Origin of the sequence: Brevibacillus centrosporus (assembly GCF_046622605.1) — a bacterium.
GTDB classification, from domain to species: domain Bacteria; phylum Bacillota; class Bacilli; order Brevibacillales; family Brevibacillaceae; genus Brevibacillus; species Brevibacillus centrosporus.
Genome location: NZ_CP176856.1, coordinates 2,931,710 through 2,954,089 on the forward strand (window position 1 = coordinate 2,931,710; position 22,380 = coordinate 2,954,089).

A 22,380-nucleotide genomic window follows, 5' to 3' on the forward strand; every position below is an offset into this window, starting at 1 on the left:
ATGTCACGTTCAGGAAATGCTGCAGCCAAGGCAAACCGTGCGGATACGTACGAGGCTGGACTTCTGCAGCAGCCCCGATCCGTCTGGGCGGTATTTTTTGCGGGAATTATTGCTTTCATGGGCATTGGGCTGGTTGACCCGATTCTGCCGGCTATTGCGGAAAAGATGCATGCAACCCCGAGTGAAGTCAGTATGCTTTTTACCAGCTATAATGCCGTCATGGCGATAGCTATGCTGTTCACAGGGATGATTGCTTCCCGGATCGGTGTGAAAAAGACGCTGCTTACTGGGATTGTCATCATCGCGCTTTTTTCTTTTCTCGGAGGTATATCCAATCATATTTGGGTACTGGGTGGATTGCGTGGAGGCTGGGGGCTTGGGAATGCACTCTTCGTAGCCACCGCATTGACGGCGATTGTCTCTTTGTCCCGATCAGGTGTGACAAAGGCGATCATCCTGTATGAAGCTGCAATCGGACTTGGTATTTCTGTCGGTCCACTGCTGGGAGGAGAGCTGGGAGCGATCTCTTGGAGAGGTCCATTTTTTGGAGTAGCTTCGTTGATGGTAATTGCTTTTATCGCCCTTATTTTCCTCATGCCGGCTGAGGCTGTGACAACCAATGCTCCGAAAAAGAAGACCTCGTTTAGCGATCCATTCCGTGCGATGAAGCATCGTTCCCTCGTCGTGCTTGGGTTGACGGCTTGCTTATACAACATCGGGTTTTTCACTCTCATGGCGTACGCTCCTTTCGTGATGGGACTGGATGAGCATGGGCTGGGTTACGTCTTTTTAGGATGGGGAGTCTTGCTTGCCGTCACGTCGGTCTTCATGGCGCCCATCCTGCAGCGAAAGTTTGGGACAGTCAAATCCATGTCCGTCATGCTCGGCTTTTTTGGCTTAACCCTTCTCGCCATGGGAATATGGACGAATACACCAGCTGTCGTGATTGTGTCAGTCATTTTCTCCGGCGCTTTGCTGGGGAATAACAATACGCTGATTACGACCGCTGTGATGAATGCAGCACCAGTCGAGCGTTCGACTGCTTCGGCTGCGTATAGCTTCTTGCGATTTATCGGCGGTGCGATTGCTCCTGTGATGGCAGGTAAGCTGGCAGAGTGGTTCAACCCTCATGTTCCGTTTATTGTAGGGGCGTGCTTTGTCCTCTTGTCTGTGGTTTTTGTATTCCTGAATCGCCGCCACGTCATGCACGTAGATCACGCTGGTTCGGGTCATTAAGATGAAAAGGCTGGAGAACTCCAAGAATGAACGTGGGGTTCTTTTTTTGTGTGTCTGCATGGCAGAAGGAGAATTGACATGCAGCTATTTGGTTGCATATAATCAAGACATGGACAAGGTATTCAAAGCGTTAGCGGATGCGACAAGAAGGCAGCTTCTGGACTTGCTCTATCAGAATAACGGGCAAACACTCAGTGAGCTGTGCGATCATCTCGATATGACGCGGCAATCGGTCACGAAACATCTCGTCATTTTGGAGGAGGCACATCTTGTCGTAGTGGAATGGCAAGGCAGGCACAAACGGCATTACTTGAATGCCGCTCCCATCGCAGAAATCTACGACCGTTGGATTGGGAAATACGAGCGGCAGCGAATCGATGCTTTGGTGGAACTGAAAAGAAAGCTTGAGGAGGACACGCATGGATAATTCGACCTTCGTTTATGTGACCTACATCGCGACGACACCGGAGAAACTCTGGGAAGCACTGACGAATAGTGACTTTACGGAGAAGTATTTCTTTGGAAGCAAAATTCAGTCTGACTGGAAGGTCGGTTCTGAAATCACCTATTCCCGAGATGGAAAAGTCTCTGATTATGGAAAGATCCTTACGTGTGAGCCGCATCGGGTGTTGTCGTTTACCTGGACGTATACAGCAGACACAGCTGTTCGGGAAGAGCCGACTGTAGTGACCTTTGAGCTGAAGCAGATGGACTCTGCGGTCAAGCTGACATTGAAGCATGAGAAGCTCGTATCCGTAGACATCGTAGACCGAGATGACACATTTGAGGGATTGAACAACGGATGGCCAGCCATTCTCAGCAACCTGAAAAGCTTGCTGGAAACAGGCAAAACCTTGGCGCCGATTAGCCTGTGAGCCATGAAATCTGCCGAATAACCGCCCTAGAAGCGGTTATTTTTTTATGCCTGTGAAAGGGGGGGCAACCCCCTGATTTGAGGGAGTCTGTCTGCCTGAAAACAGGTAATTTCTCCGCTTTACAAATAAGATTAAAATGAAAATATCGATAGGGAGACAGGGATGTTCTGTAGAGCGCTTTCAAATTTCCGTTGTGAGGGGGAAGGCTGGATGACAACGCAACACAACACAAAATCTAATCCGCTTCCTGCGTTTGATGCTGTCATTGTCGGAGCGGGGTTTTCCGGGCTGTACATGCTGCATAGGCTGCGCCAAGCTGGTTTGTCCGCTTGTGTCTATGAGTCAGGAGAAGGCGTAGGCGGGGTCTGGTATTGGAATCGCTACCCGGGTGCGAGATGCGACTCCGAGAGCATCTACTACAACTATACGTTTTCCGAAGAGCTGTATCAGGAATGGACCTGGTCTTCCCGCTATCCGGGACAACCGGAAATTTTGCGTTACTTGAACTTCGTTGCGGATAAATTCGACCTGCGCAGAGATATTCAATTCCGTACAAGAGTCACTGCGGCGCACTACGATGACAATGAGCGCAAGTGGAGAATTCAAACGAATGATGGGGTAACCGTCATGGCTACTTATTTTATTTCGGCTGTGGGCTGCTTATCCGCAACGAACGTTCCCAAAATGAAAGGACTCGAAACCTTTGAGGGACAATGGTTCCACACCGGAAATTGGCCGCATGAGAAAGTAAATTTCCATGGTAAGCGTGTAGGGGTGATCGGTACTGGCTCAAGCGGAATCCAGTCCATACCTGTAATTGCGGAAGAAGCCTTGCACCTGACCGTTTTTCAAAGAACAGCGCAATATAGCTCGCCTGCACAGAATCATGATTTGGAAGAAGTGTACGTGCAAAATGCCAAAAACCGCTTTCATGAGATGAAACAGTCGATGCGAGAATCTACGGCGGGTTTCCCTTACAAACGCAGCCGAGCTTCGGCACTGGAAGTATCGGAGGAGGAGCGGCAGCAGGTTTATGAATCCGCTTGGGCCCAAGGGGGTCTGATTCTCACTAGTACCTTTAACGATTTGCTTGTGAACGAAGAAGCGAATGAGACATTATCTGCGTTTATTCGCTCCAAGATCAGGGCGGTCGTACACGATGAAAAGACTGCGGAAATGCTGATGCCGAATTATTTTTTTGCGACCAAACGTCCGATTCTAGACACGCGCTATTTTGAAACCTACAACCGGGAGAATGTCACGCTGGTAAACGTAAAAGCAGACCCGATCGTTGAAATCACGCCTAAGGGAATTCGCACGGAAAAAGGCGAATACGAGCTGGACATTCTGGTGTTCGCCACCGGCTACGACGCAATGACAGGGCCTTTGATGAAAATGGACATCGTTGGAAAAAACGGCGAGAAGCTGAAAGACAAGTGGGCGGAAGGGGCAAACGTGAAAACGTATCTGGGGATCGCCAACGCAGGCTTTCCCAACATGTTCATGATCACCGGACCGGAAAGCCCGTCTGTACTGAGCAACATGCCTGTATCCATCGAACAGCACGTGGAGTGGATCGCGGATTGCATTCAATATATTCGTGAACAAGGCTATGAGAGTATAGAGGCCGTGAAGGATGCAGAAGAAGCATGGAGCAAGCACTGCTGGGAGGTTGCCAGCGCAACACTGTTTACCAAGGCCGAATCCTGGTATACAGGCGCGAATATTAAAGATAAGCCGGTTGGGTTCCCCATCTACCTCGGAGGTGTGGGAAACTACCGCCAGATATGTACAGGTATCGCGGAGAGGGGGTACGAAGGCTTTACTTTTAACGCGTTCCAGAAAGCGGGCAAGTGAACTCGTTCTAATACGCTTCATCCAAAGCAGGAAAAAACAGCTCGATCCTTTGGGATGCGAGCTGTTTTTTTGTACAGTAAGAATTGATAAGATTCTTATCCAGTATAAGTGCAACATAGCGAGACTTCGAACGAAGTGAGATAGCAAGACTTGTGCCCTTTGGGTACTAAGGCGGAGACCTGTACCCTTTGGGTGCAAAAGGCTTGGCGCAGCCAAGTTTTCTAATCTCTATTTAATTCCCAAGCTCCGTTTCTTGCGTACGAGCGTAGAGATGTTTACGCCTAAACGGTCTGCACATTCCTGCATGGTCTTAGTCTCTTGCAAAATGCGGTGAATGTATTCTCGTTCAAAATGATCGACAGCCTCCTTCAATGACAGAGAAGGATCCATGGTGGATAGCTCGGCTGGGATCGCAGCATGCTGCACCTTGCGTATGGAGGTAGGGAGCTGCTCCAGTGATATTTTTCCTTGCTCGCTCAGGTGGTAGGAGCGTTCTACGACGTTTTTCAGCTCGCGAATATTTCCTGGCCAGTCGTACTCCAGCAGAGCTTCCAGCGCATCTGACTCCACGCGCATGTCTTGCTGGTATTTCTTCTCCAGCAGCTTCAAAAAGTAAAAAATTAGGGCAGGTATATCCTCACGCCGCTCGCGTAATGGGGGTATGGTAATAGAAAGGACGTTCAGCCTGTAAAAAAGATCCTGGCGAAACCGCTTTTGCTCGACCATGGTTTCCAGATCGCTGTTGGTGGCCGCGATGATTCGCATATTGACCTCGCGGGACGTTTTTCCCCCCAAACGCCGGATTTTCCCATCCTGCAGGACGTTAAGCAGCTTTACCTGCAGTGGATAGGGCAGATCACCTATTTCATCGAGAAAGATAGTGCCGCTGTGCGCCAATTCAAAAAGACCTTCTTTTGCATGACTGGCACCGGTAAACGCCCCTTTTTCATACCCGAACAACTCAGATTCCAGCAGATGATCCGGGATCGCTCCGCAGTTTATCTTGATGAATTCTCCCGTTCTTCCGCTTTTCGTATGGATGTAGTTTGCCAGCACATCCTTTCCCACACCTGATTCCCCAAGCAGGAGGATGGGAGAATCGTTCGTGGCAAAACGATCCGCAAGTGCCACGATTCGCAGCATGAGATTGCTGCGGTAGATGAGCTGTCCGTCGTAGTCGATGTCGTTGCGGATTTGTTCCAAAGCTTGCTGAAAGGCAGTGTTGATCTGACGTGTCTCTTCAAGCTCCTGCTGCAGCTGGTTAAGCTCCGTAATGTCGCGAACGTTTCCGACAACGTACAGCAGCTCCTGATTTTCATCCAGCAGCGGAGTGGCTGTATTGATCGCTTTTCGGCCGTTTGCGTAATCGATGACAACGCTGTGCATTTGCTTCGTCTTCATCGCCCGCACAGCTGAGGAATCCGGCACCATATGTAAATCCTTTTGCTCGAAATAGCTGTATTGATTCAACACCTCTGCCGGTATACCCGTGATTTGCAAATACGCTTCATTATAGAGAAGGACATAGCCATTCCTGTCGCAGATTGCAAGGCCATCATGCGAGCTTTGCAGAACGGTTGTCATCAGTTTGACGAGCTCCTCGGTATCGCTTGACTGAAAAAACTTTGTACGAAACATGGTTGCCCCCTTGGACCCAGTCTGTCTTTCGTGGGAATAGTCAGAATTGAGCATTCATGAGCAAAGATGCATATGCAAAAATGATCATCTATGCGTCGTTAGTGGCCGAAAATGCCGTTTTTTCGCTTGGCACGTTATTTGCTCTACAGTAGCGTAACGAAGCGAATCAGAAAGAGAGGGATGTTGGAATGTCTACATTATATCAGGTATTGACTCCAGAAGGGGAGCTCGCCACAAACCTCGATGGCCAACTGGATCAAGCTACGATGGTGAAAATGTTTGAAAATATGCTGCTCGTTCGAATGTTTGACCGTAAATCAATTATCTTGCAGCGTCAAGGTCGGATGGGTACTTATGCACCTTTTGAAGGACAGGAAGCTTCACAGGTAGGCAGTGCCATGGCGCTGAGCCCTGGAGACTGGCTGTTCCCAACGTATCGCGATCATGCGGCGAGCATCGTGCATGGTCAGTCGATGGCCCGTGTTTTCCTTTATTGGATGGGACATATGGACGGCAGTATCAGCCCTAGCCATTTGAACATCATGCCGCAATGTGTGCCGATCGCAACGCAAATGATCCATGCCGTGGGTACAGCGTGGGCGAGCAAGCTGAAAGGGGAAAAGAAGGTCAGCTTGGCCTATTTTGGAGACGGAGCGACCTCTGAAGGGGATTTCCATGAGGCACTCAACTTCGCTGGGGTATTTAAAACGCCGACGATCTTCTTGTGCCAAAACAATGGCTATGCCATCAGCGTTCCTTTCTCGCAGCAGTCTGCGTCGAAAACGATTGCCCAACGCGCAGCTGCTTATGACATTCCTGGCGTTCGCGTGGATGGAAACGACGTGTTTGCAGTCTTTATGACGATTAGGCAGGCGATCGAGCGTGCCAAAGCCGGGGAAGGACCGACATTGATCGAGGCCGTGACATACCGCTATGGAGCGCATACGACTGCAGACGATCCGAAAAAATACCGCGACCAGGAAAACGTATCGGAAGAATGGAGACGTGAACGCGATCCCATCCAACGGCTGCGCGTCTATTTGGAAAAGCAAGGACTGTGGACAGAAGCGTGGGAAAATGAGCGCCTCGCAAGCTTTGGGGAGAAGATCGATGCTGCGCTGGCTGAAGCGGAGAGCTACCCGAAATCGCGTCCAGAGGATATGTTCAAGCACGTCTATGCGGAGCCTACCTGGATGGCGGCTGAACAAGAAAAAGAACTCGCACAGCCTGTGAAAAAGGAAGGGATCCCAGCATGAAGCGAAAACTGACAATGATACAGGCGATCACAGAAGCGATGGACCAAAAGATGGCAGAAGATTCTCGCACCATGCTGCTCGGTGAGGACATTGGAGTGAACGGTGGGGTATTTCGGGCGACTGAAAACCTGCTTCAAAAATATGGTCAGAATCGAGTCGTGGATACACCGCTAGCTGAATCGGGCATTATTGGTGCGGCAATCGGGCTTGCCATGAATGGAATGATTCCCGTAGTCGAAATCCAGTTCCTCGCCTTTATCTATCCAGGCTTCGAGCAGATCGTCTCTCATGCGGCACGGATGCGCTACCGGACGCGCGGTCATTACAACGTACCTTTGGTGGTTCGTACACCGTACGGAGCAGGCATTCGCGGGCCTGAGCTGCATGCAGAGAGCGTGGAATCGTTTTTCGCTCACGTACCCGGCTTGAAGGTCGTAGTCCCGAGCAATCCGTACGACGCCAAAGGCCTGCTCATCGCGGCAATGGAAGACCCGGATCCCGTTATTTTTCTGGAGCCGACAAAGCTTTACCGCGCCTTTAAGGAAGAAGTACCAGAGGAAATGTACCGGGAGCCAATCGGCAAAGCAAAGGTGGTCCGTGAAGGAAATGACCTGTCTATTTTCGCCTGGGGAGCGATGCTTCGCGTAGCCGATGACGCAGCGAAACAGATCGAGAGAGAGCAGGGAATCAGCTGCGAAGTGGTAGATCTGCGCACGATTTACCCACTGGATCGGGATACGATCGTCTCCTCCGTGAAAAAGACGGGGCGTGCGATGGTCGTCCATGAAGCGCATAAGACTATGGGTGTGGGTGCCGAAATCATATCAGTCATAAACGATGAAGCACTGATTTACCTGAAAGCCCCTGTGAAGCGGGTAACCGGTTTTGATGTACCCGTTCCGCAATTTAGCATCGAGGATGATTACATGCCAACGCCAAGTCGTGTCATGAACGGAATTTTGGAAACGGTTACGTACTAGAAAGAAGGAGCGAGGGCAATGGTAGAGTTTAAGCTACCCGATGTGGGGGAAGGCATGCATGAAGGTGAAATCCTGAAGATTCTGGTCCGTCCTGGCGATACCGTGTCACAGGATCAGCCTGTAATCGAAGTACAGACGGATAAAGTAAACGCAGAGCTGTCTGCACCCGTTAGCGGAGTCATCCAAGAAATTAAAGTAGCGGAGGGAGAAACCGTAGAGGTAGGCTCGACGCTTTTAGTGATCCGAACGGGAGAAGCGGCAGTGAGTGCTCCAGCTGACCCTGCTCAAGAAACCGAAAAACCAATCCAAAAGGCAGCAGAGAAGCGCCCCGCAGTCCCGCAAACGAGTCAAACGACTCAGAATCGACGTTCATTGGCTACGCCGTATGTGCGTCAGTTGGCTCGCGAAATGAAAATAGACATCGAGCGAGTCATCGGCACAGGACCGATCGGACGAGTAACGGAAGAAGATCTGCGACAATTCCAACAGGGAAGCAGCAAGCCAAGCACGCCAGATATTTCGCTGGTCCCAGCCAAAACAGAACCAAAGTCGGCCAGTGTGCGAAAGGCGGAGGAGCAGGTAGCGGCCACTGCCTTCGCTGCGCCTGAGACCTCATCGCAGATGCGGGTAGAACGCTTGCCACTGAAAGGGATTCGCAAAAAAATCGCGGAGCATATGGTGAAATCCGTGACGATCATCCCGCACGTCACCTCCGTCGATGAAATCGAAATGGATCAGCTGCGCGAATTGCGCGAGCGTTTGCAGCCTCATGCAAACAAGCGCCAAATCAAGCTGACGTTCCTGCCGTTTTTCGTGAAAGCGCTAGTGATCGCCTTAAAAGAGTTCCCGACGTTTAATGCCTCCATAGACGATGCGTCGAATGAAGTTCTTTTGAAGCATTTTTACAATATTGGAATTGCTACCGATACACCAGACGGGCTGATCGTACCGGTGATCAAGGAAGCTGATCGTAAATCCTTCCTCCAGATCGCTCGCGAAATCAGCGAGCTTGCTCAGCTGGCAAGAGATGGCAAGCTTTCGCTGGATCAGATTACGGGCGGTACTTTTACGATCAGCAACGTAGGTCCGATCGGCGGCCTGCAAGCGACTCCGATCATCAATCACCCGGAAGTCGCGATCATGGCTTTGCACAAAATGGAGAAGCGCTGGGTTGTTCGCGAAGATAAGGGCGTGATTCGCTGGATGATGAACCTGTCACTGTCCTTTGATCATCGCCTAATCGATGGAGTTACGGCAGTCCGGTTTACGAACCGCATCAAAGAGCTGCTGGAGGATCCGAATTTGTTGTTCGTGGAGATGGTATAGATGGTAGTCGGAGAGGTTGCAGTCGAGACAGATGTTGTCGTAATCGGTGGAGGACCTGGCGGATATGCTGCTGCCATTCGCCTCGGCCAGCTGGGAAAATCAGTGGTCCTGATTGAAAAGGATCAGCTCGGTGGAGTGTGCCTGAATCGAGGGTGTATTCCTTCCAAGGCGCTCATTCACAGCGCAGGGGAATATCACAAGCTGGCGAGTTTGGAGAAGCTGGGAATTCAGCTGCCAAAAGGAGACGTCACTTTTCAGATGTCCACCTGGCAGACGTGGAAAGAATCGATCGTAAATCAGTTGAAAAATGGGGTGGACCATCTTTGCCAAGCCAATGGCGTCACCGTAGTAAAAGGCTCAGCGACGTTTTTGTCCAATGACCGGATCGGAGTCGAGACCGGCGGTGATTTCGAGACATACAAGTTTCGCCAAGCAATTATCGCGACAGGCTCCAGACCTTTCACGCCGCCATTCGTGAAACCGGATGGGGTACATATATTGGACTCCACGGATGCTTTGAATCTGCAGGAAGTCCCTCAGTCACTGGGGATTATAGGCGGCGGGTATATCGGGATGGAGCTCGGGATGGCTTTTGCCAAGCTGGGCGCAAAAGTCACCATTGTGGAAGCGGCAGACAAGGTCTTGCCGCAGACGGTTGCCAGTCTCAGCCAAGAGGTATTAAAGCAAGCAAAAAAGCTGGGGATCACGATCCGCACTGGGACGAAGGTAGAGGCTGCATCTGTAGAGCAAGCTCAAGTTACCCTTGATATTTTGACCCATCAGAACACACGGGAGCAGGTATCAGTGGAAAAAGTCCTCGTTACGATTGGGCGTGTGCCGAATACAGGGGAGATCGGGCTGTCACAAGCAGGCGTACAGACAGACGAGCGAGGGTACATCCATGTGGATAGCACGGGGCGTACGAACGTGGCGCATATTTATGCGATCGGGGATGTGACGCCAGGTCCAGCTTTGGCCCATCGAGCGTCGAAGCAAGGTGTGGTAGCGGCAGAGGTCATTGCCGGGCTGCCAAGCAGCTTTGACACCCCGTATGTCCCATATGTAATTTTTACGGAGCCGCAAATCGCGGGAGTGGGATTGACAAAGGAAGAGGCGGAGAAGCAAGGCTATCGCGTCAAAACGGCAGCCTTTCCCTACCGTGCCAACGGGCGTGCTTTGGCGACGGATGAAAAAGAAGGATTTGCAGAAGTCATTGTGGATGAACAGAGCCATCTGCTGCTAGGGCTGCACCTGGTAGGCGCGGATGCTTCCAATCTGATTGGAGAAGGTGTGCTCGCCTTAGAGCTTGCTGCACGAGTAGAGGATTTGGCCCTCACGATTCATCCCCACCCGACACTGAGTGAGGTATGGTTGGAAGCGGCAGAAGCGGTACTCGGTCACGCCATTCATATTGTGAATAAAGCGAAAGTCTTGCAGTAGGCAAGCCATAGAGTGAATAAGAGGAGTTGTACGTTGCTTGCGTGCAGCTCTTTTTTATTTTTTGGACTAGGTTTTTTAACCCTTTCGTGCCAAGGCACCGCACAAGTCTTGGGGCAGCCAACTTGTCGAATCGCGATCAAGCAAGTTTTTTTGGGGGAGCGCGGATAGATCGGCTATAATAATCTAAACACGCATACAGGGACGCGCGCGAAGGGGGGATGAAAATGGCGGAGCAGACAGAAAAGGAACGGAAAATGCTTTTACAGGAAGTTGAGGGGCTTCTGTCTTTTATCTCCTTGCCTATTTTGGTAGTTGAGAAGAGTGGACAAGTCATACACGTCAACCCAACAGCTGAGCACATCTGGCGCCGTTCACAGGTCGTTCTGCTGAATCAGAGGCTGACGGATCTCGTAGAATCGACGAAGCTGCTGGATTTTGTACGGAGAGGCAAGCCCCTTCGAGATTATCCGGTAGAAATCAAGGACGCTGCCGGCAAGCACTTTCCTTATCTTTGCCGCTTGCACCCGTTATTCGTCAATCGTCAGGTCGAAGGGGCCATCCTTCAGTTCACAGAGCAAGTTATCGAGACCGAATTCGAAAAAAACCGAAAATATGCCACGCGCTATTCATTCGAGGATATTCGGGGAAACAGTCCGGCTATGATCGCTTTACTGGAGCAGGCGCGAAAAATAGCAAAAAGCGATTCGACCGTATTAATCCGGGGTGAGAGCGGCACGGGAAAAGAAGTGCTGGCACAGTCGATTCATCATGCGAGCAACCGAAGCAACGGGCCGTTTGTCGCCATCAACTGTGCGGCAATACCGGAATCCCTATTGGAAAGTGAACTGTTTGGCTATGAGGATGGCGCTTTTACCGGAGCCAAAAAAGGAGGAAAGCCAGGGAGGTTTGAACTGGCTTTGAACGGGACCTTGTTTCTGGATGAAATCGGAGATATGCCACCCTTTCTCCAAGCGAAGCTCCTGCGCGTTTTGCAAGAGCGGCGGATTGAGCGCATTGGAGGGTCAGAGAGTATTCCGGTAGACACGAGACTGATCGCTGCTACTCATAAGGATCTAGAGTCGATGATTGTCAGCGGACAATTTCGTGAAGACCTGTTCTATCGCCTGCATGTCATCCCGCTCTATGTCCCGGCTTTGCGGAATCGTAAAGAAGATTTGTACGATTTGATTCAGTTTTACATGAAATGGTTCGGAGATCGGCTAGGCAAGGAGTCCAAGCGCTTTACCACAGCGGCAATGAAATGCTTGCTGGAATATCAATGGCCAGGGAATATCCGTGAGCTGGAAAACACATTGGAGTACATTGTGAACCTGGAGATCGGGGATTTGGTTACGATCAGCAGCTTGCCTGCGTCCATTCGAGGTGATCGGGTATTGGAAGAAGAGCAAACCATGGCTGCAACCGCTGCTCCAGCCCCGCCCTTTGCGGCTTCTTCCTTGGAAAAGACGGAAGAGCAGCTGATTATTCAAGCGATCCAACGATTTGGCAAAACAACAGAAGGAAAACGAAAAGCAGCCGAGCATCTCGGAATCAGTGTTGCGACGTTGTACAGACGTTTAAATAAGCTAAAGCGAAAGCACTTGGTGTAGCACATAGGGGGAGGGTGGACATGAGTCAAATATTAACGGAAAAGGACGTCGATTCCCTTGCCTGCGGTGCCCTGTTTCTCGGTTCTGGTGGCGGAGGAGATCCCTCCATTATCCAAATTATGGCCAAGCAGGAGATACGGGATCGGGGACCCGTTCGACTTCTCTCGCCCTTTGAGCTTCAGGACGAGGATTGGGGTGTCACCATATCGATGATGGGCTCCCAAACGATCGGATATGAAAGGTTCCTATCCGGACAAGAATTTACGACAGCTTTGCGTATTTTGGAAAACGAGAAGCAGATTACAGCCAAGGTGATTGTGCCTTTTGAAATCGGGGGAATCAATGCGATTACGCCCATTTTGGCAGCATCCTTAACGAACCTTCCACTGGTTGATTGTGATGGGATGGGAAGAGCCTTTCCGGAATTGCAAATGACGACGTTTCATGCTTTTGGCGTACAGGCGAGCCCCTTTATCCTTTGCGCCGACAACGGTCAGTACGTACGGATTATTCATGAATCCACCTTGGAAGTGGAGAAAATGGCCCGCAATGCTTTACCTGGCATGGGCGGAGCGGTAGCAGCTGCTTCCTTTCCGATGCAAGCCAAAGCGCTGCAAGAAGCGGTCATTCCACACACATTCTTATTGTGCAAAAGGCTTGGAGAAGGTATTTTGGCCGCAGGAGCGGATGTGCACCGTGTATTTCTCCATCTCTCGCGCGTTTTGCAAAACTCCATATACGGTAAGCCCTTCAAGCTCATCGAAGGAAAAATTGTGGACGTCCAGCGCTATTTGAAGGATGGGATGCTACGGGGGGAAACCATCGTGGAAGGCACGGGCTATCATCACAGTGAGCAAATTGAGGTTCAGTTTTTCAATGAATACTTGCTGGCAAAGCAGGGCGAGCGAGTCATCACGACCGTACCTGATATTCTTTGTATCCTGGATGCGGACACAGGACTTCCCGTGATGATTGATGAGCTGGAGCTGCAAATGAAGGTGTGGGTCGTGGCGATCCCTTGCCCAATACTCGTTCGCCATCCGAAAATGCTCGATGTCGTTGGCCCCTGGAATTTTGGCCTGATGGACCAGTATGTACCGGTCGAACAACTAATCTCAGAAGAGGGGAATGGCATACATCGTGCTGCGTCTTGGGATTGATATCAATAGCAAAACAACGACGGGAATTGTCATGAACCGTGATGGATCGATCCTGCATGTGGCGAAGTCACCTACCCAGAATGACTTTTTAGTCGGGCTTTCCGAAGTCATAAAAGAAATTACGGCTCCTGACAAGAGCTGCACGAGTATAGGTGAAGTGATTATTGGAACCGATTACTTTGCCAATCTATTAGAAAAAGGGGAGCGGCTCTCCAAAGTCTGCTCCATCCGCATAGGGCAAGCGAAAAACACAATCCCGCCACTGTACGGAGCATCCGATTCTATTCAAAAAGCGATCGAAGTCACTCCTTTTCAGTTATACGGGGGACATGAGATGGACGGCAGTTCCTCCCTGCAACCCGGAAAGCACGATCTGGAAACATTCTTGGAAACGATTCGTGAGGAAGGCATCAATTCATTTGCGATCACAGGCGCCTTTTCACTTGTGAACCCTGCGCATGAAAATATCGTCGAGCAATGGATTCGCGAGATCGTGGGGGATGATTGTACCGTCACCAAATCGCATATGCTCGGCAGTATCGGTTTTTTGGAGCGGGAAAACTCCAGTATTTTCAATGCTGCTTTATCGAAGACGATTCTGCGTTCCGTCGAAGGGCTCCAAGACCTGATGCATCAAAACGGGCTCCACGCGAAGATCTACTTTACTCAGAACGATGGTTCTCTCTTAGGCTATGAGTCTGCCTTGCAATATCCGATTCGTACCTGTGGTTCACGCATTTCCAACAGCTTTCGTGGAGCTTCGCTGCTCACAGGTTTAAACGATTGTGTAATTGTCGATATTTGCCAATCGAAAGCGAGCATCGGGGCATTGGAACGCGGATTTCCAAAAGAAAAACGCCGTAACATGAAAATGGCCGGTGTTCCTGTCAGTCTGCAAATGTCAGACGTTACGAATCTCATCATAAGCGAGGATCGTACTGCAGACGACGACAATCTGGATGCGATCTACCACGCGATTCAAAGGTTTCAGCCTCGCTTCGAACCCCTCCCTATCGTTTTTGTGGGGGATGGGAGCGATCGCATTTTCCCTTCGTTCAAGTATCCATGGTCAGATGTACTTCATCCAGCCGAGTTTGAAAATGTTAGTGCGATTGGTGCATGTATCGCACAGGTGAGCGGAGCAGTCGATCGTATTTATTGGGTAGATGAAGAAGATCGGGATAAAACGATTCAGATCGCGAAAGAGGAAGCCATTCAAGCTGCCATCGCAGAAGGAGCGTCCCCCAAGTCGGTATTCGTACAAAGAGTAGAAATCAACCCCATTGCCTATATGCCGACGAAAGCAATACGTATCAATGTAAAAGCCATAGGGACTTTGGATTTTCAGCATCTGCGGTAATCCAAAGCAATCATTTCAACCTTGAGAATACGACTCCAGAGGTGAGTGTCAGTGGAGGATCAGTGGAGAATATCCGAGTATGACCCTAGATGGAAGAGTCTGTTTCGTGACGTTGCTTCTAGTTTAAGAGAGTCGTTGGGAGATTCGGCTGTTCGAATCGACCATGTCGGCTCAACTTCTGTAGCTGGTCTGGCAGCAAAGCCTATTATCGATATCCAAATATCTGTAAGAAACTATGATGATATCTCGACCTATCAGACGAAGATTGAAAACGTGGGGTTCGTGTTACGAGAAGAAAATCGGGACAGGACGAAGAGGTATTTTCGGGAGATACCGGGAAATCGCAGGACGCACGTTCATGTAAGAGAGGCAGGTAGTTATTCCGAACAAGTCACCTTGCTTTTCAGGGACTTCTTGCGTGCTCACCCTGATGATTGTTTGCGCTACGCCCAAGAAAAGCATCGATTAATGGAGCTATACAGAGGGGAACGTCCGAAATATGTGGAAGGAAAAGGTCCGATCGTATGGGATATTCTGCAGAAAGCCCATAATTGGTCACAAGAAATAGGATGGCGAACAAGTACAACTGATGAGTAAAAAAAGTATCAAGCATGAAGCCGATTTGCATTGGGCATTGCTCCTTGCAAATCCGGCTTCTTTTTTATGACGGAGAGTTCTCAGGTTGAGAAAAAATAAAGAGTGCGAAAAATAGAGAAAAAATGAGAAAAGAATATAAAAACAGTCCATAACAATCATTATCTGTGAATTTTGATTGTTTTTTGAGCTGAGAATTTTCTCAAATGCAGCCCAAAATGCAAGAAATATCTAGCTTTTCAGGTTGGCATGCCATTTGCAACAAAGAATATTCAAACTGTTCGGAGGTGAACATTCAGTCTTTTCTGTTCCATCCAGAAAAACAAACAAGGTAAAGGAGGGGCGATATCATGGCAGGTCATTCAAACATGGCAGACGACTTCTCGCTGAGCAGGGTGCCGAAAGAGGCACGCGTGCCGATGTGGGAAATTCTCGTCATTCGAATTGGGGCGTTTACTTCTCTCAGTCAGTTCATTCTCGGTGCATTTCTCGGTTATGGCATGTCCTTTTGGGACGCTGCATTAGCTAGCTTTCTCGGTGCCATTATCCTGGAAGTAGTCATCCTCCTCATCGGAATTGCTGGTGCGCGCGAGGGGCTTTCGACCAGTATGCTGAGCAGATGGACGGGGTTTGGCAAATACGGGTCCAGTATTATCGGATTCGTCATCGCGGTTTCTACCATCGGCTGGTTCGGTGTGCAGAACTCCGTATTTGCAAACGGGATCAATGACGCTGTCGGTGGGGCATTAGGATTTCCTCTCGCTGCGACTCTGACAGGATTGTTTGTCACCGTGATCGTTATTTTTGGTTTCAAGTGGCTGGGAGTAACGGCCAAGATCGCGGTCCCCGGATTTTTATTGACCATTGCATACGGTATCTACAACGTGTTTGAAAGCCACTCGCTGCCTGAGCTCATGTCTTCTGCAGCGCCTGGTCCAGCTCTTTCCTTGGGCGCGGCGGCGACAATGGTTGCAGGAAGCTTCATGGTTGGGGCGGTACTAACCCCAGACATGACCCGCTATTGCCGAAGCAGCAAAGACGTGCTTTGGTCGACTTTGATCTCCGTCGTCATCGGAGAAATTATCATCAATCTGATCGCGGTCCTAATGGCTCACGCTGTCAAAACGAGTGACGTAGTGACGATTGCTTTGCAGACGTCTGGCTGGATCGGAGCTGCAACCGTCATTTTTGCTACTGTAAAAATCAACGATATTAACCTGTACTCGGCTTCGCTAGGTTTCACCAACATCATCCATGCCCTGTTCGGTAAGAACGTGAATCGCGGACTTATCACGCTAATTGTCGGAATTGCAGGAACCATTTTATCTGTTCTCGGTATCTTGGATCAATTCGTTAATTTCCTCATTTTTCTCGGGGTGTGGATCCCACCTATCGCCGGAATCATGGTAGTTGATTATTTCATCTTAAAACGAAGCAGAAAAGTATTGGATGAGAGTCGAGAGCGCGGGGAGCTGCCAGTGGTGAGTGAAACGTGGAATCCAGTTTCACTCGTCGCTTGGGCGCTAGGCTTTGGAGTCGGCTACATGGTTCAATGGGGGATTCCTTCGATCAACTCCTTGCTGGTCGCCGGTATTGTCTACTACGCCGGTATGAAGGTATTCGGGGCATCTCTGGATCAAAAATGGAATGTGAAAATGGACAAAGCAGGGTAAATCTGAAATCAAAGGAGAGGTACATGTGAGACAGATAGGTAAACAAGAAATAGAAGACATCGCAATTGGTGCGGCCGTACTCGGAACCGGAGGCGGAGGAGATCCGTACATCGGCAAATTGATGGCTCTGCAGGCAGTAGAAGAATACGGACCTATTACCTTGCTGTCGGTAGATGAAGTTCCAGATGACGCTCTCGTCGTCGCATCGGGTGGAATGGGTGCTCCTACCGTCCTGATTGAGAAAATTCCGAGCGGCCATGAAGTCGCGCAAACCTTTCAATCCCTGGAGAAATACATGGGGAAAGAAGTTTTTGCCACGTATCCAATCGAGGCTGGCGGAATCAACTCCATGCTGCCATTGGCTCTTGCGGCACAACTTCGTCTCCCTGTCGTGGATGTAGACGGAATGGGTCGTGCATTCCCTGAGCTGCAAATGACGACTTTTTACCTCGATGGCATTTCCGCTACGCCAATGGTGCTAGCGGATGAAAAAGGCAATGTCACCATCATGGATACGATCGACAATTCCTGGACGGAACGCATTGCGCGCAGCGTTACGGTACAAAAAGGCGGATCCGCCACTTGCGCCATTTACCCGATGCTGGGTAAAAACCTGAAGGAAAGCGGTATTCACAGCATCTTGCAGCTGGAAGAAGAGATCGGCCGTGCTATCCGTTTGGCGAAGGAAACGAATGTAGACCCGGTCAACGAGGTACTGAAGCTAACGAGCGGGTTTGAGCTGTTCCGCGGTAAAGTGGTAGACGTAGATCGCAAAACAGAAGGCGGCTGGGCACGTGGAGTCGCCAAAATCGAAGGATTGCAGGCCTATAAAGGTGAAAATCTCGAAATCCGCTTCCAAAACGAACATCTCCTGGCCCGTACTAAGGATCGTTTGCTTTGCGTCACTCCTGACTTGATTGCCGTCCTGGATGCGGAAACCGGACTTCCCATCACCACGGAAGGATTGCGCTACGGTGCACGTTGTGTCGTCATCGGCATGCCTTGCCATCCAAAATGGCGGACAGAAAAAGGGATTGAAACGGTGGGACCACGTTACTTCCGTTATGATGCCGACTACATCCCGGTAGAGCAGCTGGTAGAGAAAGGAAGTGTTGCGAAATGAATTACCGCATCGGAATTGACGTAGGTGGTACGCATACGGACGCTGTTTTGTTGGACAGTGAATACAAAGTGCTGGCGGAAACAAAATCATCTACAACGCAGGATGTCAGCAGCGGGATCTATGCAGCCATGAGAGAAGTGATCGAGCAAGCAGGTGTTCCTCGCGAGCAGATTACGTACGCGATGCTCGGAACCACGCATTGCACCAACGCGATTGTAGAAAGAAAACGACTGAATGAAATCGCCTATATCCGCATTGGAGCACCTGCATCCCTGGCGATCAAGCCGTTGGTTGGCGTACCGGATGACTTAAAAGCGCTGCTGGGCAAGCGTGTCTACATCATCCGTGGCGGTCACGAGTTCGATGGGCGTGAAATCGTGAAGCTGGATGAAGAGGAGCTGTATCGGATCGCCAGTGAGATCAAAGGAAAAGTAGACTCGGTAGCGGTGGCCGCTGTCTTTTCGCCTGTCGCCAAAGATCACGAGCTGAGAGCTGGGGAAATCCTGCGAGAAGTTCTAGGCGATGAAGTTCCCATTTCCTTGTCGTACGAAATCGGCAGCGTAGGTCTGCTGGAGCGCGAAAACGCAACGATCCTGAATGCGTCTATCGTGACGGTAGCAAAAACGACCGCCTATGGCTTCATAGACGCACTGAAAGCAGAAGGCGTCAACGCAAGAGTCTTCTTCGGACAAAACGACGGGACGCTGATGAGCATCGAGTACGCCATCAAGTACCCGATCCTCACGATTGGCTGCGGCCCTACGAACAGTATCCGCGGCGCATCCTATCTGTCTGGATTGGCAAATGCTCTCGTGGTAGACGTAGGCGGAACAACGACAGACATTGGTGTCCTCGTCAATTCCTTCCCGCGCGAGTCCTCACTGGCCGTGGAAATCGGTGGGGCACGCACGAACTTCCGCATGCCTGACCTGATCTCCATTGGTTTGGGTGGAGGAACGATTGTGCGAATCAAAGACGACGGACAGTTTACGGTAGGGCCAGACAGCGTTGGCTATCAGCTGCCACAGAAAGGTCTTGCCTTTGGCGGGGATACGCTGACTACGACGGATGTTGTGATTGCGCTCGGAAAAGTGAATCTGGGTGATCCGCAAAAAGTGGCCCATCTGGATAAAGGGCTTCTCGAGCAGATCTACAGCCGGATCGTCGAGATGGCTGAGGAAGCGATTGACAAGATGAAGACCAGTGCAGAGCCCGTTCCGGTCATTCTGGTAGGTGGCGGAAGCATTCTGTTCCCTGATTCCTTAAAAGGCGCATCACAGCTCATCCGCCCTGAAAACTTCGGTGTGGCGAATGCCATTGGTGCCGCGATTGCGCAAATCAGTGGACAGATTGATCGGGTCTTTTCCTTGGATGAAACGGGCCGCGAGCAGACGCTGGAAACGGCGAAACGGATGGCGATCGATGAAGCCATCGCAGCTGGAGCTGAACCGGAAACCGTTGAAATCGTTGAATTTGAGGACATTCCTTTGTCCTATCTGGGCAATGCCACCCGTATTCGCGTAAAAGCGGCAGGGACGCTTGCAGCACCGGTAGAGGTATAAATATTCCGCGAAGGTTCCATTTTGTTGACCACGGCAGCTCCAAAATAATAGAAAAGAGGAGATTCAGATGAAAATCAGAGTCTTATTGCCAACCATCATGGATATTTTCAACGAGGAGGTTCAGCAGGAATTTGCGCATTACTTGGATGAATCCGTCGAAGTACAGGTTCGCCACCTCGATTACGGTCCAGCTTCTGTAGAAGGCGAGTACGATGAAGCACTGGCGATTCCGAACATGCTGGAAAAAGCCATAGAAGCGCAAAACGAAGGCTGCGACGGTGTGATCAGCTTGTGTTTCGCTGACCCCGGTGTCAAAGCGGCTCGTGAGGCAGTGGATATTCCTGTCGTAGGTGCCGGTGAATCCTCGATGCTGTTCGCAAGTATGCTGGCCAAATCTTACTCAGTCGTTACCGTTCTGCCAAACGTGATTGCCATGATCGAGAATGTGACGAAATCCGTTGGCGTTCACGGCAAGCTAGCGTCGATCCGTTACGTCGACATCCCTGTGCTCGACCTCGTGGACAAAGAGAAAATGGAGCAAGCGCTGTTCGAGGAAATGGTAAAAGCTATCGAAATCGATAAAGCTCATTCTTTAATCTTGGGCTGCACAGGTATGATGGGCGTAGCCGAGACGCTGCAAAACAAGCTGAAGGAGCATGGCTACGATGTTCCGGTTATTGATCCATCGTTTGCTTCTGCCAAAGTACTGGAAAGCGTCATCGCGATGAAGGTCAAGCAGAGCCGCATCACCTATATGAAACCAACCGAAAAGCTTCGTACAGCAAGATAACGTGCACACAGCCTGGAAGGAAGAGCGAATCACCTTCCAGGTTGTTTTTTGACCAACAGGTAACGCAAAGGAGGAGTAACGAATGGAAATCATCGAGACCACGAAAGGCCCATCTCCAAATCAGGAGATCACGTCCGGCTATTGCTTTTTTAAGGGACAAATCATGCCCCTCGCAGAAGCAAATGTCAATATTTCCACACACGCGCTCAACTACGGCACCGGCTGCTTCGAAGGCATACGCGCCTACTGGAATGCACAAGAAGGGCAGCTGTATGTCCTAAAAGCTCTGGAGCATTACCAGCGTTTGCTCTTGTCCTGCCGGATTCTGAAAATCAACCTTCCGTACAATGCGGAAGAACTGGTCGAACGGACGCGTCTCATGCTTGCCAAAAACGATTACCGCGAGGACGTGTACATCCGCCCGTTTGCTTTCAAAGCCTCGCAAGTCATCAAGGTCACTCTCACAGGACTCCGCGATGAACTGGCGATCTTTTCTGTTCCGATGGGCAATTACGTGGATACGGCCGGGCTGGCTGCTACCGTCTCCAGCTGGCAGCGCATTTCCGACAACATGATTCCTTCCCGTGCCAAAGTGACAGGCGCTTACATAAACCCCGCCTTGGCGAATGATGCAGCGACAGCAGATGGTTATGATGAAGCCATCATGCTCTCCAGTGACGGACAGGTATCAGAAGCAAGCTCTGCCAATCTTTTTATCGTACGCAATGGTGTGCTGGTTACAACACCGATTACCTCCGACATTCTGGAAGGGATTACGAGACGTGCGATCATGCAGCTAGCCGATGATCTCGGGCTGTCCTACGAGGTTCGCCAGATAGACAGAACCGAGCTGTACATTTGCGATGAAATGTTTCTGGCAGGTACAGGGGCGCAAATCGCCGCCATTACTTCCGTAGACCGTCGTCCTGTAGGTACAGGAAAGATGGGATCGATTACAAAGCAGCTGCAGGAAGCCTATGATTCGGCTGTGAGAGGTAAAGACGAGCGCTACATGGAATGGGTCACACCTGTTTATAAATGATTCATCAACGGAAAGAGGAGAATGTCGCCAAACTCTCGAATAGCAACCGAGATTAGCTGAAAAGCAAAGGACTGGTTACCGATGATGAAAAATAGAGTGAAAGAAAAACTGAAGAACGGGGAGAAAACAGTTGGCGCTTTTGTAGGGATCTATAGCCCGGAAATGGTAGAGATGCTCGGGCACGCCGGCTTCGATTTTCTCGTCATCGACGACGAGCACGGGGCGTTTAGTCCGAGAGACCTGGAAAATATGATCCGTGCGGCAGAATGCGTCGATCTGTTCGTGTTGCCTACGACCCTTCCTGCATTCAAAAGGCGTTGGACCGAGGGGCGAAAGGAATCCAGGTACCGATGGTGAACAACAGGGAAGACGCTGAAAAAGTGGTACAGAGGGTGAAGTTTCCTCCACTCGGGCAAAGGGGAGCGAATTATACGACACGTCCTGCTCGCTACGGAAAGGATCACGGGATCGGCTTTCTGGATGCCGCAGACGATCAAACCTTGGTCATCGTCCATATCGAGACACCGGAGGCAGTGGCAAACTTTGAGGAGATTGTCAGTGTGCCTGGTCTTGACATGGCTTTCATTGGTCCGACTGATTTGTCGATTTCCATGGGCTACAAGGAAGAGGGAGCTCGGCATCCTGAGGTGCAAAACGTTATCGCACAGCTGCGAGAAAGAGCCCAGCAGCAAAATATTCCTCTAGGTAATATCGCAGCCAATCCAGCAAGTGTACGCCAAGAGCTTGAGAATGGAACTGCGTTTGTTGCCGTAGTCATTACGTCGGTCATGATGTCAGCCTTCCTTGAAGTGGTGGAAGCGGGGGTCAGGAAAGACTGAGCAATCACATGCAAAACGA

The 22,380-nt window shown here is 50.4% G+C and carries 20 protein-coding genes; 19 read left to right on the top strand and 1 reads right to left on the bottom strand.

The genetic code is table 11. From position 1 onward, the window contains the following. From ACLIN2_RS14920 to ACLIN2_RS14935, 4 genes are all read left to right on the top strand, one after another. Entirely contained in the window at positions 1-1,236 is a 1,236-nt protein-coding gene (locus tag ACLIN2_RS14920) for an MFS transporter (protein ID WP_411504438.1), read from the top strand. Between the two features lie 58 nt (positions 1,237-1,294). Continuing rightward, positions 1,295-1,663, top strand: a complete 369-nt coding sequence (locus ACLIN2_RS14925) for an ArsR/SmtB family transcription factor (protein ID WP_411504439.1) — start codon at positions 1,295-1,297, stop codon at positions 1,661-1,663. Next, complete coding sequence (locus tag ACLIN2_RS14930) at positions 1,656-2,111, top strand: SRPBCC family protein (RefSeq protein WP_122960309.1); 456 nt, start codon at positions 1,656-1,658, stop codon at positions 2,109-2,111. The genes ACLIN2_RS14925 and ACLIN2_RS14930 overlap by 8 nt, the downstream gene beginning before the upstream one ends. Before the next feature lie 210 nt (positions 2,112-2,321). Next, the gene (locus tag ACLIN2_RS14935) at positions 2,322-3,968 is read left to right on the top strand and encodes a flavin-containing monooxygenase (RefSeq protein WP_411504440.1); all 1,647 of its coding nucleotides are present in this window, start codon (positions 2,322-2,324) and stop codon (positions 3,966-3,968) included. A gap of 228 nt (positions 3,969-4,196) precedes the next feature. Here ACLIN2_RS14935 and ACLIN2_RS14940 read toward each other — a convergent pair whose 3' ends face one another. Then, positions 4,197-5,606, bottom strand: a complete 1,410-nt coding sequence (locus tag ACLIN2_RS14940; protein ID WP_411504441.1) for a sigma-54 interaction domain-containing protein — start codon at positions 5,604-5,606, stop codon at positions 4,197-4,199. A 188-nt stretch (positions 5,607-5,794) separates the two neighbouring features. Between ACLIN2_RS14940 and pdhA the strand changes: the two genes are divergently transcribed. From pdhA to ACLIN2_RS15015, 15 genes are all read left to right on the top strand, one after another. After that, on the top strand, positions 5,795-6,862 hold the full coding sequence (gene pdhA / locus ACLIN2_RS14945; RefSeq protein WP_411504442.1) for a pyruvate dehydrogenase (acetyl-transferring) E1 component subunit alpha: 1,068 nt from the start codon (positions 5,795-5,797) through the stop codon (positions 6,860-6,862). Continuing rightward, a complete protein-coding gene (locus ACLIN2_RS14950) occupies positions 6,859-7,842 on the top strand; it encodes an alpha-ketoacid dehydrogenase subunit beta (RefSeq protein ID WP_092269928.1) in 984 nt (327 codons plus the stop codon). The genes pdhA and ACLIN2_RS14950 overlap by 4 nt, the downstream gene beginning before the upstream one ends. An 18-nt stretch (positions 7,843-7,860) precedes the next feature. After that, positions 7,861-9,168: a dihydrolipoamide acetyltransferase family protein gene (locus ACLIN2_RS14955; protein ID WP_411504443.1), complete on the top strand. Its 1,308-nt coding sequence runs from the start codon at positions 7,861-7,863 to the stop codon at positions 9,166-9,168. Beyond that, positions 9,169-10,608: a dihydrolipoyl dehydrogenase gene (gene lpdA / locus ACLIN2_RS14960; protein ID WP_411504444.1), complete on the top strand. Its 1,440-nt coding sequence runs from the start codon at positions 9,169-9,171 to the stop codon at positions 10,606-10,608. Between the two features lie 224 nt (positions 10,609-10,832). Continuing rightward, complete coding sequence (locus tag ACLIN2_RS14965; RefSeq protein ID WP_411504445.1) at positions 10,833-12,218, top strand: sigma-54 interaction domain-containing protein; 1,386 nt, start codon at positions 10,833-10,835, stop codon at positions 12,216-12,218. A 20-nt stretch (positions 12,219-12,238) separates the two neighbouring features. Beyond that, positions 12,239-13,378, top strand: coding sequence for a DUF917 domain-containing protein (locus tag ACLIN2_RS14970; RefSeq protein ID WP_411504446.1), 1,140 nt, complete (start codon positions 12,239-12,241; stop codon positions 13,376-13,378). Further along, positions 13,347-14,738, top strand: a complete 1,392-nt coding sequence (locus ACLIN2_RS14975) for a hydantoinase/oxoprolinase N-terminal domain-containing protein (protein ID WP_411504447.1) — start codon at positions 13,347-13,349, stop codon at positions 14,736-14,738. Before ACLIN2_RS14970 ends, ACLIN2_RS14975 begins: the two co-directional genes overlap by 32 nt. 51 nt (positions 14,739-14,789) lie before the next feature. After that, positions 14,790-15,335, top strand: a complete 546-nt coding sequence (locus ACLIN2_RS14980) for a GrpB family protein (protein WP_400581829.1) — start codon at positions 14,790-14,792, stop codon at positions 15,333-15,335. A 347-nt stretch (positions 15,336-15,682) separates the two neighbouring features. Then, the gene (locus ACLIN2_RS14985; RefSeq protein ID WP_400581828.1) at positions 15,683-17,005 is read left to right on the top strand and encodes a purine-cytosine permease family protein; all 1,323 of its coding nucleotides are present in this window, start codon (positions 15,683-15,685) and stop codon (positions 17,003-17,005) included. 25 nt (positions 17,006-17,030) lie between these two features. Continuing rightward, positions 17,031-18,128, top strand: coding sequence for a DUF917 domain-containing protein (locus ACLIN2_RS14990; protein WP_327929267.1), 1,098 nt, complete (start codon positions 17,031-17,033; stop codon positions 18,126-18,128). After that, positions 18,125-19,690 (top strand): hydantoinase/oxoprolinase N-terminal domain-containing protein, encoded by a 1,566-nt coding sequence (locus ACLIN2_RS14995; RefSeq protein WP_411504448.1) that lies wholly within the window; start codon positions 18,125-18,127, stop codon positions 19,688-19,690. Before ACLIN2_RS14990 ends, ACLIN2_RS14995 begins: the two co-directional genes overlap by 4 nt. Before the next feature lie 67 nt (positions 19,691-19,757). After that, a complete protein-coding gene (locus ACLIN2_RS15000) occupies positions 19,758-20,480 on the top strand; it encodes an aspartate/glutamate racemase family protein (RefSeq protein ID WP_122922774.1) in 723 nt (240 codons plus the stop codon). A gap of 82 nt (positions 20,481-20,562) precedes the next feature. Further along, positions 20,563-21,522, top strand: a complete 960-nt coding sequence (locus ACLIN2_RS15005; protein ID WP_411504449.1) for a branched-chain amino acid transaminase — start codon at positions 20,563-20,565, stop codon at positions 21,520-21,522. Between the two features lie 81 nt (positions 21,523-21,603). Next, a complete protein-coding gene (locus ACLIN2_RS15010) occupies positions 21,604-21,879 on the top strand; it encodes a hypothetical protein (protein WP_411504450.1) in 276 nt (91 codons plus the stop codon). Next, positions 21,789-22,361, top strand: coding sequence for an HpcH/HpaI aldolase family protein (locus ACLIN2_RS15015; RefSeq protein WP_411504451.1), 573 nt, complete (start codon positions 21,789-21,791; stop codon positions 22,359-22,361). Before ACLIN2_RS15010 ends, ACLIN2_RS15015 begins: the two co-directional genes overlap by 91 nt. Positions 22,362-22,380: the final 19 nt, after the last annotated feature.

Coding starts and splice junctions, on each gene's coding strand:
- ACLIN2_RS14920 (WP_411504438.1), top strand. CDS start 1: ATGTCACGTTCAGGAAATGCTGCAGCCAAGGCAAACCGTGCGGATACG.
- ACLIN2_RS14925 (WP_411504439.1), top strand. CDS start 1,295: ATGGCAGAAGGAGAATTGACATGCAGCTATTTGGTTGCATATAATCAA.
- ACLIN2_RS14930 (WP_122960309.1), top strand. CDS start 1,656: ATGGATAATTCGACCTTCGTTTATGTGACCTACATCGCGACGACACCG.
- ACLIN2_RS14935 (WP_411504440.1), top strand. CDS start 2,322: ATGACAACGCAACACAACACAAAATCTAATCCGCTTCCTGCGTTTGAT.
- ACLIN2_RS14940 (WP_411504441.1), bottom strand. CDS start 5,606: ATGTTTCGTACAAAGTTTTTTCAGTCAAGCGATACCGAGGAGCTCGTC.
- pdhA (WP_411504442.1), top strand. CDS start 5,795: ATGTCTACATTATATCAGGTATTGACTCCAGAAGGGGAGCTCGCCACA.
- ACLIN2_RS14950 (WP_092269928.1), top strand. CDS start 6,859: ATGAAGCGAAAACTGACAATGATACAGGCGATCACAGAAGCGATGGAC.
- ACLIN2_RS14955 (WP_411504443.1), top strand. CDS start 7,861: ATGGTAGAGTTTAAGCTACCCGATGTGGGGGAAGGCATGCATGAAGGT.
- lpdA (WP_411504444.1), top strand. CDS start 9,169: ATGGTAGTCGGAGAGGTTGCAGTCGAGACAGATGTTGTCGTAATCGGT.
- ACLIN2_RS14965 (WP_411504445.1), top strand. CDS start 10,833: ATGGCGGAGCAGACAGAAAAGGAACGGAAAATGCTTTTACAGGAAGTT.
- ACLIN2_RS14970 (WP_411504446.1), top strand. CDS start 12,239: ATGAGTCAAATATTAACGGAAAAGGACGTCGATTCCCTTGCCTGCGGT.
- ACLIN2_RS14975 (WP_411504447.1), top strand. CDS start 13,347: ATGGCATACATCGTGCTGCGTCTTGGGATTGATATCAATAGCAAAACA.
- ACLIN2_RS14985 (WP_400581828.1), top strand. CDS start 15,683: ATGGCAGGTCATTCAAACATGGCAGACGACTTCTCGCTGAGCAGGGTG.
- ACLIN2_RS14995 (WP_411504448.1), top strand. CDS start 18,125: ATGAATTACCGCATCGGAATTGACGTAGGTGGTACGCATACGGACGCT.
- ACLIN2_RS15000 (WP_122922774.1), top strand. CDS start 19,758: ATGAAAATCAGAGTCTTATTGCCAACCATCATGGATATTTTCAACGAG.
- ACLIN2_RS15005 (WP_411504449.1), top strand. CDS start 20,563: ATGGAAATCATCGAGACCACGAAAGGCCCATCTCCAAATCAGGAGATC.
- ACLIN2_RS15010 (WP_411504450.1), top strand. CDS start 21,604: ATGATGAAAAATAGAGTGAAAGAAAAACTGAAGAACGGGGAGAAAACA.
- ACLIN2_RS15015 (WP_411504451.1), top strand. CDS start 21,789: ATGCGTCGATCTGTTCGTGTTGCCTACGACCCTTCCTGCATTCAAAAG.